General features: G+C 59.2%; 14 protein-coding genes and 1 pseudogene. 7 read left to right on the forward strand and 8 right to left on the reverse strand.

The window, feature by feature from the left end; genetic code table 11:
* The first annotated feature begins 12 nt into the window (after positions 1-12).
* Complete coding sequence (locus tag V0R60_RS08925; protein ID WP_330079174.1) at positions 13-228, forward strand: TOBE domain-containing protein; 216 nt, start codon at positions 13-15, stop codon at positions 226-228.
* A gap of 74 nt (positions 229-302) precedes the next feature.
* Here V0R60_RS08925 and V0R60_RS08930 read toward each other — a convergent pair whose 3' ends face one another.
* The 4 genes from V0R60_RS08930 to V0R60_RS08945 form a co-directional block, all read right to left on the reverse strand.
* Positions 303-929 carry a TetR/AcrR family transcriptional regulator gene (locus V0R60_RS08930; RefSeq protein WP_136474039.1) on the reverse strand — a complete coding sequence of 209 codons (627 nt, stop codon included), beginning with the start codon at positions 927-929 and terminating at the stop codon, positions 303-305.
* Position 930: 1 nt separating this feature from the next.
* The gene (gene gshA / locus V0R60_RS08935) at positions 931-2,517 is read right to left on the reverse strand and encodes a glutamate--cysteine ligase (protein WP_330079175.1); all 1,587 of its coding nucleotides are present in this window, start codon (positions 2,515-2,517) and stop codon (positions 931-933) included.
* 153 nt (positions 2,518-2,670) lie between these two features.
* Entirely contained in the window at positions 2,671-3,054 is a 384-nt protein-coding gene (locus V0R60_RS08940; RefSeq protein WP_330079176.1) for a PaaI family thioesterase, read from the reverse strand.
* Positions 3,054-5,372: a Tex family protein gene (locus V0R60_RS08945; protein WP_330079177.1), complete on the reverse strand. Its 2,319-nt coding sequence runs from the start codon at positions 5,370-5,372 to the stop codon at positions 3,054-3,056. Before V0R60_RS08945 ends, V0R60_RS08940 begins: the two co-directional genes overlap by 1 nt.
* A 240-nt stretch (positions 5,373-5,612) precedes the next feature.
* On the opposite strand from V0R60_RS08945, the gene ompR reads away from it, so the two are divergent.
* Positions 5,613-6,353: an osmolarity response regulator transcription factor OmpR gene (gene ompR, locus V0R60_RS08950; RefSeq protein ID WP_136474043.1), complete on the forward strand. Its 741-nt coding sequence runs from the start codon at positions 5,613-5,615 to the stop codon at positions 6,351-6,353.
* A gap of 127 nt (positions 6,354-6,480) precedes the next feature.
* Positions 6,481-7,794, forward strand: a complete 1,314-nt coding sequence (locus tag V0R60_RS08955) for an ATP-binding protein (protein WP_136474044.1) — start codon at positions 6,481-6,483, stop codon at positions 7,792-7,794.
* Here V0R60_RS08955 and rimK read toward each other — a convergent pair.
* Together rimK and rimB are read right to left on the reverse strand one after the other, a co-directional pair.
* A complete protein-coding gene (gene rimK, locus V0R60_RS08960) occupies positions 7,791-8,696 on the reverse strand; it encodes a 30S ribosomal protein S6--L-glutamate ligase (protein ID WP_045180940.1) in 906 nt (301 codons plus the stop codon). The genes V0R60_RS08955 and rimK overlap by 4 nt on opposite strands.
* Positions 8,693-9,175, reverse strand: coding sequence for a retropepsin-like aspartic endopeptidase RimB (rimB, locus tag V0R60_RS08965; RefSeq protein WP_136474045.1), 483 nt, complete (start codon positions 9,173-9,175; stop codon positions 8,693-8,695). Before rimB ends, rimK begins: the two co-directional genes overlap by 4 nt.
* 139 nt (positions 9,176-9,314) lie before the next feature.
* On the opposite strand from rimB, the gene V0R60_RS08970 reads away from it, so the two are divergent.
* The 4 genes from V0R60_RS08970 to V0R60_RS08985 all read left to right on the forward strand — a co-directional run bounded on the left by V0R60_RS08970 (position 9,315) and on the right by V0R60_RS08985 (position 12,992).
* Positions 9,315-9,716 (forward strand): RNA-binding S4 domain-containing protein, encoded by a 402-nt coding sequence (locus V0R60_RS08970; RefSeq protein WP_136474046.1) that lies wholly within the window; start codon positions 9,315-9,317, stop codon positions 9,714-9,716.
* 62 nt (positions 9,717-9,778) lie between these two features.
* On the forward strand, positions 9,779-10,681 hold the full coding sequence (gene hslO, locus V0R60_RS08975) for an Hsp33 family molecular chaperone HslO (protein WP_330079178.1): 903 nt from the start codon (positions 9,779-9,781) through the stop codon (positions 10,679-10,681).
* 179 nt (positions 10,682-10,860) lie between these two features.
* A complete protein-coding gene (locus V0R60_RS08980) occupies positions 10,861-12,402 on the forward strand; it encodes a phosphoenolpyruvate carboxykinase (protein ID WP_136474048.1) in 1,542 nt (513 codons plus the stop codon).
* Positions 12,403-12,563: 161 nt separating this feature from the next.
* The gene (locus V0R60_RS08985) at positions 12,564-12,992 is read left to right on the forward strand and encodes an acyl-CoA thioesterase (RefSeq protein WP_136474049.1); all 429 of its coding nucleotides are present in this window, start codon (positions 12,564-12,566) and stop codon (positions 12,990-12,992) included.
* A 23-nt stretch (positions 12,993-13,015) separates the two neighbouring features.
* Here the strand turns inward: V0R60_RS08985 and V0R60_RS08990 are convergent.
* Positions 13,016-13,671, reverse strand: a pseudogene (locus V0R60_RS08990) (response regulator).
* Positions 13,672-13,789: 118 nt separating this feature from the next.
* Positions 13,790-14,605 (reverse strand): CheR family methyltransferase, encoded by an 816-nt coding sequence (locus V0R60_RS08995; protein WP_136474051.1) that lies wholly within the window; start codon positions 14,603-14,605, stop codon positions 13,790-13,792.
* Positions 14,606-14,768 lie beyond the last annotated feature (163 nt).

Raw genomic sequence — 14,768 nt, forward strand, 5'->3', positions numbered from 1 at the left:
GGAAGCACACTCATGACCATTAAAGCGATCAACGTACGTAACCAGTTCAAAGGCACCGTGAAGGAAATCCTCGAAGGCCCGGTACTGTCGGAAATCGACGTGCAGACGGCTTCAGGCATCGTCACCTCAGTGATCACCAACCGCTCGGTACGTGAGCTGGAACTGACCATCGGCAGTGAGGTAATTGCCTTCGTGAAGTCCACTGAAGTGTCGATTGCCAAACTCTGAACCGTTGCTGGACAAGCCCTTTTTCACAGGCCCAGGCGGCCTTGTGGGAGTGGGCTTGTCTCGCGAAAGCGGCTTCAGCGTTTAGGCAAAAAAGGCGGTAAATACAGTCCCAGATACGCATCGAACACGCGCATGCCTTCCTCCGCCATGCGCGGGGTGATTTGCCCATGCAACTGTACTGAACGGGCATAGACCCGGTCGCCCAGTTCCATGGCCAGGGCAAACACATCGACATCATTGGGCAGCACGGGTAACTGGAAGTGCTCGGCGAATAGCTTGTGCATCAAGTCGCCCAGCTCGATGTCGTGCTGGCGGTCAGCCTGGGTTACTTCGCTCAAACCATGCTGGGCAAGGATCAACTGCCGGGCGGCGGCATCCTCGTTGTAGATACTTAACATGCGCAGCTCGACCAGGCGCGACAGATCGTGCCAGGTAGTGAGCGCAGAGGTGTCTATCGGTTGCGCCAGGCACGCTCGAAAGGCTGCATGAACATCGGCAGTCAGGGCTTCGAGCAATGCCGGAACGCTGGCGAAAAAGTGATACACCGAGGACGGCGGGATTTGCGCGCGCTCGGCGACACTGTAGATCGATAGCCCTGCCACACCTTCGCTGGCCAGCAGGGTGCGCGCCGCTGCAAGGATCGCGTCGATCCGCGCCTGGCTGCCAGCGCGGGGTTTGCGGGTGCTGACGGTACGGCTCATATCAGTTGCTGATCGCAAGGATGCTGGCCTGATAAGCACTGACGAACAGGTCGAAATCGGCCTTGTCCTCTTCGTGCTCGAGCCTTGCTTGCGCTTCCAGGGACTCGCGAGCGGCAGTCTCGAAACGCTGCTGTTCGTCGGCTGGCAGGGCCTTGGCGCGGAAGAATTCGGCGTGCGCCTGGCTCTGGCGTAGAGAGAAGCGGCTGAAGCTTTCCTTGTGCTCGGTCATGCTTGCCAGGACCTGGGCCGACGGGGTCAGGGATGGATCGCTGACTTTGTCTTTTTGCAGGTTCAGGGATTTGCTGTGCTCGTCACTGTTCAGGCTGCGGTCAAGCAACGCGGCCAGCGGCGCAATACGCTCGAGCAGCTCGTTTGCCCACACCTTCAGCTCCACAGGCTTGCCGTGATGCTGCAACATGAGTCCCGGTCGACGACCTTCCTTGACTACGCTGAGGAAGTTCGACGTGCAGTTGCCACATTCCTGATTGCCCAGCAGTGGGCTGTCATCCAGCGCGCAGAACAGCAGGAATGCATCGAGAAAACGCGATTCCGGTAGATCGATACCGGTCGGCAGGAACGGGTTGATGTCCAGGCAACGCACTTCGACGTACTGAATGCCACGGGCCATCAGGGCCTGGATCGGCCGCTCACCACTGTAGGTCACGCGCTTGGGACGAATATTGGAGTAGTACTCGTTTTCGATCTGCAAGATATTGGTGTTGAGCTGCACCCACTCGCCATCCTTGTGCGTACCGATTTCTACATAGGGCGCATACGGCGTGGCAACGGCCTTGCGCAGGCTGTCGGTATAGCTGCTCAGATCGTTGTAGCAAGGCGTCAGGCCTGCCTGGGCATTGCTCTGGTAGCCAAGGTCGCTCATGCGCAGACTGGTGGCGTAAGGCAGGTAAAGGGTATCGACGTCGAACTGTTCGAGTGAATGAGCCCGACCACGCAGGAAACCCGCGTCCAGGGCCGGCGAGGCGCCGAACAGATACATCAGCAACCAGCTGTAGCGGCGGAAGTTGCGGATCAGGGCAATGTAGGCTGCCGACTGATACTCACGGTCATCCAGGCTGCTGCCTTCAGCGGCGCGCAGCAGCGGCCAGAGACTTTCTGGCAGCGAGAAATTGTAGTGAATCCCGGCAATGCACTGCATGGTGCGGCCGTAACGCAGGGCCAGGCCCTTGCGGTACACATACTTGAGCTGGCCAATATTCGACTCACCGTACCAGGCGATTGGAATATCTTCCTCGGCTGGTAGTGGACACGGCATCGACGGGCTCCACAGGTATTCGCTACCCAGCTTGGTGTAGGCGAATCGGTGGATGTTCTCCAGGCTTTCCAGGGTCTGCGCAGGGTCGGCCAGGGCTGGAGTAATGAACTCCAGCAGCGATTCCGAGTAGTCCGTGGTGATCTGCTCGTGGGTCAACGCCGCGCCGAGAGCTTCGGGATGCGGGGTTTGTGCCAGACGACCGTCGTCGGTCACACGCAAGCATTCGCGCTCGATGCCGTGCAGGCACTGCTTGAGCAGGGAGAGGTTGTCGCCTTGGCCGAGCAAGCTCAGGCGGCGGTTGAGAAGTTCGCTCAAGATGGATTCCTTCACGCATCAGTCGCCCCAATATGGGGGTGGAAATGACGGTCTACAAGGGTGGACAGAGGAACTGGCGTTGTCGCCTGGTTTCGGCCGGCTTTCGGCAGTGCCTGCGCTCTGCCGAAAGTATCCCAATTTTGCCGTTTGAAGCTAGAGGACGACGAACGTTCCTTGCGCTTTTGCCACCAGCTTGTCGCCCTGAAGCACATCAGCGTCGACCACCAGCGTGCGTCGCCCGGCGTGCAGCACCCGGGCGATGCACAGCACTTCACCCTCGCCAACCGCGCGCAGGTAGTTGATCTTGCATTCCAGGGTCACGCTCTGCTGGTCGAAACCATGAGCGCTGGAACAAGCCAGGCCCATGGCAGTATCGACCAGACTGAAGATCGCACCGCCATGCAGCTTGCCACCGCGGTTGCGCAACTCCGGCGCCAGGGCCAGGGTCATGTGCGCAACGCCTGCCTCCAGATGTTGCAGGCGGCAGCCGAGCAATTGGCTGAAGGCACTGAGGACAACCTCTTTTGGGGCCGGCATCACTTCTTCTTCAGCTGTTTGGCGTTGGCGAACAATGCCGCCATGGCGTTGTTGGCAGGTGCCGGGGTCTCCTTGGCGCGAGCTGGAGCGCTTTGCTGGCGCGGGGCTGAGCCTGGACGACTGCCACGGGCGCCATCGATTTTCTCGCCTGGAGTGTCGCTCATGCGCATCGACAGGCCGACGCGTTTACGCGGAATATCGATTTCCATGACCTTGACCTTGACCACGTCACCGGCCTTGACCGCTTCGCGTGGGTCCTTGATGAACTTCTCGGAGAGCGCCGAGATGTGCACCAGGCCGTCCTGGTGGACGCCGATATCGACGAAGGCACCGAAGTTGGTCACGTTGGTCACCACGCCTTCGAGGATCATGCCCAGTTGCAGGTCCTTGAGGTCCTCGACGCCTTCCTGGAATTCAGCCGTCTTGAACTCGGGACGTGGGTCGCGGCCCGGTTTGTCCAGTTCCTGAAGAATGTCAGTGACGGTCGGCAGGCCAAAGGTTTCGTCCGTGAACTTTTTCGGGTCCAGGCGCTTGAGAAAGCCGCTGTCGCCAATCAGGGAACGGATGTCACGATCGGTTTCAGCCGCGATGCGCTGTACCAGCGGATAGGCTTCGGGGTGGACCGCGGAAGCGTCCAGCGGGTTGTCACCGTTCATTACGCGTAGGAAGCCGGCAGCCTGCTCGAAGGTTTTTTCGCCCAAGCGACTGACTTTTTTCAACGCTGTACGGGTTTTGAACGCGCCATTGGCATCACGATGGTTAACGATATTTTGCGCCAGTGTGCTGTTGAGGCCGGAGATACGTGCGAGCAAGGCTACCGAGGCGGTGTTGACGTCGACCCCTACGGCGTTCACACAGTCCTCGACCACCGCGTCCAGGCCACGGGCCAGCTTGAGTTGCGAAACGTCGTGCTGGTATTGGCCGACACCAATGGATTTCGGATCGATTTTCACCAGCTCAGCCAGCGGGTCCTGCAGGCGACGGGCAATGGACACGGCACCACGGATCGATACATCCAGGTCGGGGAATTCACGGGCTGCCAGTTCCGAAGCGGAATACACCGAAGCACCGGCTTCGGAGACCATGATCTTGGTCATTTTCAGGGCTGGATACTTTTTGATCAGCTCGGCAGCCAGTTTGTCGGTTTCACGGCTTGCGGTGCCGTTGCCGATCGCGATCAGCTCCACCGAGTGCTTGGCACACAACGCGGCGAGCACGGCGATGGTCTGGTCCCACTGGTTTTTCGGCACATGCGGGTAAACCGTGGCAGTGTCGAGCAGCTTGCCGGTGGCATCGACCACCGCCACTTTGCAGCCGGTGCGCAGGCCCGGGTCAAGGCCCAAGGTTGCGCGAGGGCCTGCGGGGGCAGCCAGCAGCAGGTCGTGCAGGTTGTGAGCGAAGACGTTGATGGCTTCACCTTCGGCGTTGTCGCGCAATTCACCGAACAGATCGGTTTCCAGGTGGCTGTATAGCTTGACCTTCCAGGTCCAGCGCACCACCTCGCTCAGCCATTTGTCGGCAGGGCGGTTGTGGTTTTGCAGGCCGAAGCGTTCGGCGATCATCATTTCACAAGGGTGCAGGGTGCCAGGCAGTTCTTCACCGACTTTCAGCGAAGCGGCAAGCACGCCTTCGTTGCGGCCGCGGAAAATCGCCAGGGCGCGGTGCGATGGCATGCTTTTGAGCAGTTCATCATGTTCGAAGTAGTCACGGAACTTGGCACCTTCCTCTTCCTTGCCAGCGACAAGTCGCGCGCTGAGCACTGCTTCTTGCTTGAGGAAACTGCGCAGTTTGTCGAGCAGGCTGGCGTCTTCGGCGAAGCGCTCCATGAGAATGTACTTGGCGCCTTCGAGCGCAGCTTTCACATCGGCCACGCCTTTTTCGGCGTCGACGAAGCGTGCAGCTTCGACCTCCGGGCTCAGCTGTGGATCGTTCAGCAAACCATCGGCGAGTTCGCCCAGGCCCGCTTCCAGGGCGATCTGGCCCTTGGTGCGGCGCTTTTGCTTGTAGGGCAGATAGAGGTCTTCTAGACGCGTCTTGGTGTCAGCCAGTTTTATTTCGCGGGCCAACTCCGGGGTCAGCTTGCCTTGCTCTTCGATGCTGGCAAGGATGCTGGAGCGGCGATCATCCAGCTCACGCAGGTAGCGCAGGCGTTCGTCCAGGTGACGGAGTTGGGTGTCATCCAGGCTGCCGGTCACTTCTTTACGGTAGCGAGCGATGAAAGGCACTGTCGAGCCTTCATCAAGCAGGGCCACGGCCGCTTCGACCTGTTGCGGGCGTACGCCGAGTTCCTCGGCGATGCGGCTGTTGATGCTGTCCATAAAACCACCTGACAAATTGTGAATACAAAGGCCGCGGGCGGGCGCCAAAGGGCGCTCGGATCAATGCGGCGCTGGCTGAAAGCGGCGCATTATACCCAGCCAGCCGGGGTTGCGGTGATAGCAGCGAGCCAGCCCCTGACCAGGCAGAACTGGCGCCCGGGGAAAAATCTGCTAACAATGCACACGGCACGGCCAATGGCGGCTAAGCCATAATGCGTGCCGAGATTAGAGGAGCTATCCATGAGCAGCACTGCACAAACCGTTGAAGGCGAAAAAATTCTCATCGTCGATGATGACCCAGGCTTGAGCAGCCTGCTGGAACGATTCTTCACCAGTAAGGGCTATCGCGCCCGTGCAGTACCGAATACCGAACAGATGGACCGCTTGCTGGCCCGTGAAGTTTTCAACATGGTGGTGCTCGACCTGATGTTGCCTGGCGAGGACGGCCTTACCGCTTGCCGTCGCTTGCGGGCTGCAAACAATCAGATCCCGATCATCATGCTTACCGCCAAGGGTGATGAGCTCAGCCGCATCAAGGGCCTGGAGCTGGGTGCCGACGACTACCTGGCCAAACCGTTCAACCCCGACGAGTTGATGGCGCGGGTCAAGGCCGTACTGCGTCGTCAGGCGCCGGCAGTGCCCGGTGCCCCAGGCAGCGAGGACGAAACCGTCACCTTTGGCGACTACGAGTTGTCGTTGGCTACCCGCGAACTCAAGCGCGGCGACGAAGTGCACATGCTCACAACCGGCGAGTTCGCCGTTCTCAAGGCCCTGGTCATGCACGCGCGCGAGCCGCTGACCCGTGACAAGTTGATGAACCTGGCCCGTGGTCGTGAGTGGGATGCACTGGAGCGCTCCATCGACGTGCAGATCTCCCGTTTGCGTCGCATGATCGAGCCTGATCCTTCCAAGCCCCGTTATATCCAGACGGTCTGGGGTGTCGGCTACGTGTTCGTACCGGATGGCAATGCCAGCAAGTGATGTTTCGATTGTAGGAGTCAGTCACAGCGAGCAGGGTGGACCTTCGGGTTGCCCTGCTTTTGCGTGTGCCGAGATCCGCAAAGCCTGCGAGCCATGCTCGTTCCTGCAAAGTGTGTAGCCGTTGTCGATGAAAACGCCCTTGTGGTTCCCGCAAAGCTTCTTCGCCCGCACCTTATGGTTGGTGCTGATCGTCGTGCTGTTTTCCAAGGCGCTGACCTTGGTTTACCTGCTGATGAACGAAGACGTGCTGGTCGATCGCCAATACAGCCACGGGGTGGCTCTGACCCTGCGCGCCTACTGGGCAGCCGATGAGTCCGACCGCGACAAGATCGCCGAAGCCGCCGGGCTTATTCGGGTGGTGGGTTCTGGTGTTCCGGAAGGTGAGCAGCACTGGCCCTACAGTGAAATCTACCAACGTCAGATGCAGGCTGAGCTTGGTGCCGATACTGAGGTGCGCTTGCGCATCCATGCGCCACCGGCCTTGTGGGTCAGGGCGCCAAGTCTGGGCGACGGTTGGTTGAAGGTTCCGCTTTATCCGCATCCGCTGCGTGGCCAGAAAATCTGGAGCGTACTGGGTTGGTTCCTGGCCATTGGCTTGTTATCCACAGCCTCGGCATGGATCTTTGTCCGTCAGCTCAATCAGCCGCTCAAACGCCTGGTATTTGCTGCCCGGCAACTGGGCCAGGGGCGTAGTGTGCGATTGCCGATCAGCGATACCCCGAGCGAGATGACCGAGGTTTACCGGGCCTTCAACCAAATGGCTGAAGACGTCGAGCAGGCTGGTCAGGAGCGGGAGTTGATGCTGGCGGGTGTTTCCCACGACCTGCGTACGCCCTTGACCCGTTTACGCTTGTCGCTGTCGATGCTGGACAACGACAGTGACCTGACCGACGACATGGTGCGCGATATCGAAGACATGGACGCCATCCTCGACCAGTTTCTGGCGTTTATTCGCGACGGTCGGGACGAGCCGGTGGAGGAGGTCGACCTGAGCGACCTGGTGCGTGAAGTGGTGGCGCCGTTCAACCAGCCAGAAGAGCGTGTACGCCTATGTCTAGAGCCAATCCCGCCTTTTCCGTTGCGTAGGGTTTCGCTCAAGCGCATGTTGAACAACCTGATCGGCAACGCCCTGTATCACGCAGGCAAGGGCGTCGAGGTGGCGGCCTACGTGTCTGGCGACAGCAGCGCCCCGTATGTGGTGCTCAGTGTGCTGGACCGAGGTGCGGGTATTGATCCGAACGAGCTGGAAGGTATTTTCAACCCATTCATTCGCGGCGACCGGGCCCGAAGCGGCAAGGGGACCGGGTTGGGGTTGGCAATCGTCAAGCGCATTGCCGCGCAGCATGGCGGCAATGTCGAGTTGCGCAACCGCTCCGGCGGCGGACTGGAAGCCAGGGTGCGCCTGCCGCTGGGGCTGTTGCTACCGCGTGACGCGGTCTAGCCTTTGCCTTTGGTGCGGGTCAGGTTTGGCCCGCCGTTCTTTTCCAGGTGCTCGATGATCATGCCGGCCACGTCCTTGGTGGTGGTGACCTCGATGCCTTCCAGGCCTGGTGATGAGTTAACCTCCATTACCAGTGGCCCGTGATTCGACCGCAAGATATCCACACCGGCAACGCTCAGCCCCATCACCTTGGCAGCGCGAATGGCGGTCATGCGCTCTTCGGGAGTGATCTTGATCAGGCTGGCACTGCCACCTCGATGTAAATTGGAGCGGAACTCACCGGGTTTGGCCTGTCGCTTCATCGAGGCGATGACCTTGTCGCCGACCACGAAGCAACGGATATCGGCGCCTCCAGCCTCCTTGATGTATTCCTGAACCATGATGTTCTGCTTCAGGCCCATGAATGCCTCGATTACCGATTCGGCAGCCTTGGTGGTTTCGCACAGCACCACACCTATGCCCTGGGTGCCTTCGAGCACTTTGATTACCAGCGGGGCGCCATTGACCATTTGGATCAGGTCCGGGATGTCGTCTGGCGAATGGGCAAAGCCGGTAACCGGCAAGCCGATGCCGCGTCGCGACAGCAATTGCAGCGAGCGCAGCTTGTCCCGCGAGCGGGCAATGGCAACCGATTCGTTCAATGGAAACACGCCCATCATTTCGAACTGGCGCAACACTGCGCAGCCATAGAAGGTCACCGATGCGCCGATCCGCGGGATTACGGCATCGAAGCCCTCGAGCGGCTTGCCACGGTAGTGGATCTGCGGCTTGTGGCTGGCGATGTTCATATAGGCGCGCAGGGTGTCGATCACAACCATCTCATGGCCTCGTGCAGTACCGGCTTCAACCAGACGACGAGTGGAATACAGACGCGGGTTACGCGACAGCACGGCGATCTTCATGCAACACCTGTGGAAGGAGAAATAGTGGCCGGAAATGCCGGCTTGTCCTGAACATACTTGAGACCTGGATTGACCACCAACTGGCCATGAATCAGGGCTTTGGATCCGAGTAAAAGGCGATAGCGCATGGCTTTGCGACAAGCCAGGGTGAATTCGACCTCCCAGACCCGGTCGCCCAATGCCAGCGGCGTCCTGATCACGTAGCGAATTTGCGCGTGGCCATTGGAGCTCTTGATGGTCTTCATGGTCACCAACGGTGCTTCACAGCGGCGGTGGCGTAATTGCACGATCGAACCCAGGTGTGCATTGAAACGCACCCACGGCTCGCCGTTGCGCTCGAAAGGCTCTACCTCTGTGGCGTGCAGGCTCGAGGTGCTGGCGCCGGTGTCGATCTTGGCGCGCAAGCCGGCCACGCCCAGGTCGGGCAAGGCTACCCACTCGCGCAGGCCAATTACAGTCAAATGGTCAAATGTCTTCAAATTGCTCAACCAGCATAAAAAATCGCAAGGCCAGACCGGCGTGCGCGACAAGTCGTGAACTGTAAGCACGCGGCAGTTTTTTTGCATCCGTCAGATACGGTAGTACAGTTCCGTTAACGAAAATATGCGGAGAAATGTCATGGCACAAAAGCCGGAAAACGATGACAAAGTACGTCTGGACAAATGGCTCTGGGCCGCACGTTTCTACAAGACCCGCGCACTGGCCAAGGCGGCCATCGAAAGCGGCAAGGTGCATTGTCGTGGGGAACGCTGTAAACCGGGCAAAGAGCCGCGCGTAGGCGACGAATTCGTCTTGCGCACCGGCTTTGATGAGCGCACGGTGGTGGTTCTGGCACTGTCGGTGGTGCGTCGGGGAGCACCCGAGGCCCAGGCGCTCTATGCCGAAACGCCGGAAAGTATCGACCGTCGCGAGAAGGCCGCCGCCATGCGCAAGGCCGGAGCGATGGGGATAACGACCGACGGTCGGCCAACCAAGAAGCAACGGCGCCAGATCCACCAGCTTCATGACAGCGCCGGTTAACGGGCGCGGGGCGCACTGATAAACTAGGCGCCATTAACCCATTTATTCGAAAGCCTGAACCCATGCACGATTTGTCCGATACCGATTACACCCAACGCTTCATCTTCGACGATCGCGATGTACGCGGTGAAATGGTCGGCCTGGAGCGCAGCTACGCCGAGGTACTGGCCAAGCACCCTTACCCGCAGCCTGTCGCGCATTTGCTTGGCGAGCTGATGGCAGCGGCGGCCCTGCTGGTCGGCACCTTGAAGTTCGACGGTTTGCTGATTCTCCAGGCACAGTCGAGCGGGCCCGTGCCGTTGCTGGCCATCGAATGCACCAGCGAGCACGAAATCCGTGGTCTGGCCCGGTATGAGGCCGAGCAGATCAAGGCTGATGCAACGCTGGCTGACCTGATGCCCGGCGGACATCTGGTGCTGACCATCATTCCAGTCAACGGTCAGCGCTATCAGGGGACGGTAGAACTCGATGGCAAGGATCTGTCGGAATGTTTTACCAACTACTTCGTCATGTCCCAGCAGGTCAACACCTGCATTTCCCTGACCGCCGACGGTCAGCGCGCCCGTGGTCTGCTGGTTCAGCAACTGCCTGCTGATCGTCAGAAGGACATCGAAGACCGTGAAGAAAGTTGGAATCATGTGAAGGCCTTGGCCAACACCTTGAAAGCCGAAGAACTGCTCGGCCTGGACAATGAGACGGTCTTGCATCGCCTTTACCACGAAGATGCCGTGCGCCTGTTCGATATCCAGCCACTGCATTTCCGCTGCAGTTGCTCGCGGGAGCGCTCCGGTAATGCGTTGATCAGCCTGGGCGAACACGACGCGCTGGCGCTGGTCAATGAACATGGAGGCAAAATCGAGGTCGATTGCCAGTTCTGTAACCAGAGCTATGAATTCGATGCAGCCGATATCGAGCAATTGTTCGCCGGTGGTGGTGTAGACGCGCCGTCAGATACTCGTCACTAAAACGTTTCACCACAGGTAAATCTCCTGTCTAACGCCGGAAACTCGCCGTTCTGACAGGAGGGCCCTACTTTTTTTGGGCGTTTCTGGCATAATCCGGCCACTTTTTTCGCTGTAGTAGTTTTAAAAGCTCTACTACAAAACGTTTGGAGCACTCGGCCTCAGGCCGGATGGGGAATCTCATGACGCAAGCCCACAACACCGTCTACACCGACCTGAGCGTCGATGAGCTGGTAAAAGAAGCGCTGAACCGCGGTGAAGGCGAGCTGGCCGATACAGGCGCGCTGGTCGTGAAAACCGGTCACCGTACCGGTCGTTCGCCGGTTGACCGTTTCATCGTCGAAGAGCCGTCCACGCAGGATGCCATCGCATGGGGCCCGATCAACCGCAAGTTCCCGGCCGACAAGTTCGATGCCCTGTGGGACCGCGTCGAGGCCTTCAACAACGCGCAAGAGCATTTCGTTTCCCACGTTCACGTAGGCGCTGCAGCCGAGCACTACCTGGCCGTCAAGATGACCACTCAGACTGCCTGGCAGAATCTGTTTGGCCGTTGCCTGTTCATCAATCCGCAGCAGTACAACCCTGCTGGCCGTGATGAGTGGCAAGTTCTCAATGTCGCCAACTTCGAGTGTGTGCCAGAGCGAGACGGCACCAACTCCGATGGCTGCGTGATCATCAACTTCGCACAGAAGAAAGTGCTGATCGCCGGCATGCGTTACGCCGGTGAAATGAAAAAAGCCATGTTCTCGGTGCAGAACTTCCTGCTGCCAGCTGCCGACGTGCTGCCAATGCACTGCGCTGCCAACATCGGCGAAGAGGGTGACGTCACGCTGTTCTTCGGCCTGTCCGGCACTGGCAAGACCACCCTGTCGGCTGACGAAAGCCGTTACCTGATCGGTGACGACGAGCACGGTTGGGGCGAAGGCGTGGTGTTCAACATCGAAGGCGGTTGCTATGCCAAGTGCATCGACCTGTCCGAGAAGAACGAGCCGGTCATCTGGAAAGCCATCAAGCATGGCGCGGTCCTGGAAAACGTTGTTCTGGACGACGCCAAGAAGGCTGACTATGCCGACGGCAGCCTGACCCAGAACAGCCGTGCCGCCTATCCGCTGGAGCACGTCGAGAAGCGTTCCGAGAAGAACCTCGGTGGCGAGCCGAACGCCGTTATCTTCCTGACCTGCGACCTGACCGGCGTACTGCCACCTGTTTCGATTCTCAGCGAAGAGCAAGCGGCGTACCACTTCCTCTCGGGCTACACCGCGCTGGTGGGTTCGACTGAAATGGGTTCGGGTAGCGGTATCAAGTCGACCTTCTCCACCTGCTTCGGCGCGCCGTTCTTCCCGCGTCCAGCTGGCGAGTACGCTGAACTGCTGATCAAGCGTATCCGTGGCTTCGGCTCCAAGGTTTACCTGGTCAACACTGGCTGGACCGGTGGTGGCTACGGCGTCGGCAAGCGTTTCAACATTCCGACCACCCGTGCAGTGATCGCAGCGATCCAGAGCGGCGCGCTGGTGGGTGCTGAAACCGAGCACCTGGACATCATCAACCTGGACGTGCCAAAACTCGTTCCTGGTGTTGAAACCGTTTTGCTCAACCCACGCAACACCTGGGCTGACCAGACCGCCTACGATGACGCAGCCAAGGCCCTGGCCAACCTGTTCATCGAGAACTTCAAGAAGTTTGAAGTTTCCGACGCCATCAAGGCCGCTGGTCCACAGCTCTAAGCTCAAGTCAGCGTTAAACAGAAAGCCGCCCCTCGGGGCGGCTTTTTGCATTCTGTTGCATGTGGTCAGACCACTCGGCGAACTATTGTTGAATGCGACAATAGGACTTGCGATGTGATTGTGGGAAGCTTCTTTTATCTGCATCCATCCTCAGGTCAGCCATGTCCGATACTCCCCAACGCCACGACTACCCGCACCTGCAACCCATCCTTACCCGCTGGCAAGACAGTGACCTCAACGGTCATATCGCGGGTGCGACGGTGTACGGCTACTTCGATACGACCATCCAGGCCTTTCTTCTGCAGCAGGCGGGTCTGGACCCGCAGGAAGGGGAGGTACTGGGCTTTGTGGTCAGTTCGGCGGCGGACTTCTTTGCCTTGCCGGCGTTCCCCGACACGCTTGAGGTGGGCCTGCGGGTGGCGCGCGTAGCCGGAAGCTCGGTGGAATACCAGTTGGGTCTGTTCCGGGTCGGCGATGCGCAGCCGTGTGCTGCGGGTAAGGTCGTGCAGGTTTTTGTCGAGCGCGCCTCAGGCCGACCGGTACCGTTGCCTGACGTCCTGCAGGCGGCTTTGCTGAGTTTGCAATGCTGAGTGTGCGCGGCTGAACTACGGGCTTAGTCGTTCAGACGGATGATGCCTTCGCGTACGGCAAATAACACCAGGCCCGGAACATCGTGGATCTGTAGTCGGTGCATGATTTGTGAGCGGTGCGCTTCGATGGTTTTTACGCTCAGTCCCAGGCCGTCGGCAATCGAGCGAGTGCTTTCGCCACGGGCGATGAGCCTTAGCACCTCCAGCTGGCGCGTAGTCAGTTGCATGGCACTGTTGCCGGGCATGCGTTTCGGCTGTGTTTGACGGCCTGACCGATCACCATCGGCAGCACCGCGGCCGACAGGTACTGGCCACCGTTTTTCAACGCTAGTAGGGCTTGCTCAAGTTCTTGCACCGAAGCGCTCTTGAGCAGAAAGCCATGGGCACCGAGTTGCAGGCAGCGCATGACGAAATCCAGCTCCGAACGTGTTGAAAGCATCAGCACGTGACAGGTCGGCGCGAGCAGGTTCAACTCGCGCAAGATTTGTTCGCTATCCAGGGTATCGGCGGTCAAGTCCAACAGGATCACATCAGGCTTGAGCTTTTCCGCCAGCGCGATAGCTGTTGTGCCATCGCCTGCATCACCGACCACGGCGTAATGTTTTTTTTGTTCGAGCAGTGCACGCAGGCCAGCTCGAAAAAGCGGCGAGTCGTCGGCAAGTAGAATTCGGCAAAGCATGGGGTCGAACCTGTTTCGCAAGAGTTGGGGAGCGGCAGGTTTGCTCGGTCCGTATGAGCGCTGCCGCGCAGGAGAGCGATTGATATCGAAGGTCTGTCGTTGGTGACGGCAGCGCCGGTCAACATAGGCGCTCGTATATCGAGGGCAGTATCGGTCGTATTGGCAAATCAAGCCCATGGATGTTTTCGCTGTGACCGATCAACAGCAGTCCACCCGGACGCAGCCGGGTTAGCAAGCGCCGAACGACCAGTTGCTTGTCATCCTGGCTGAAATAACTCAGTAAATTGCGTAGAAATATGACATCGAAAACCCCCAGGTCGTCGGGCAGCGGCTGGAGCAGATTGAGCTGCCGCCAGCTGACTCGCTCGCGCAATGTCGTTTGCACTTGCAAGCGCCCCACCGTTGCGCCGATGCCACATTGGCAATAGCGCTGCAACCAGCCTTGGGGGAAGTAACGCGCCTGGGCAATGTCATAGATACCTTCGTGGGCAAGCTTGAGCATGACGGGGCTAATATCGCTGCCCAGGATGCTCCAGGTGTCGCTACGGGCAGCTTCGCTGGCGATCATGGCCAGGCTGTAGGCTTCTTCACCCGATGAGCATGCGGCGCTCCACAGACGCACAGGCGCGTGGGACTTGCTCAGCCAGTCGGCGAGAAACTCGAAGTGTGGGTGTTCGCGGAAAAAGTAGGTTTCTTTGGGGACCAGCAGTTCGACCACCTGCTGGCGCTCGGCAAGCTGGTCAGGCTGTGCAAGCAAGCGCAGGTACTGGCTGAAACCGGGTAACTGAAAATGACGCAGGCGTCTGGCCAGGCGCGCAGCAACGACTGTTCGGCGCGCAGGAAGCAGGATCACACCAGAGGCGCGTTCGACCAGCGACTGAAGCTCAAGGAACTGAAGTTCGTTAAGTGCAGGGAAACGTTTGCCCGCTGGCATCTTAGCTTCTTCTGGCAATGAGCAGCCGGGTCGGCGTTGCAGAATCGATGCGCATTCCCTGCGTCCGTTGGCTGAATGGGAATTCGATGATAGCTACAGGCTATTGTTGCCAGAATCGGGGTAGCCCCTAAGTCTTAGGTAAGGTAGGGGTATTACTGCGTGC

It is taken from the genome of Pseudomonas auratipiscis, assembly GCF_036324085.1.
In the GTDB taxonomy this organism is placed as follows: Bacteria; Pseudomonadota; Gammaproteobacteria; order Pseudomonadales; family Pseudomonadaceae; genus Aquipseudomonas; species Aquipseudomonas auratipiscis.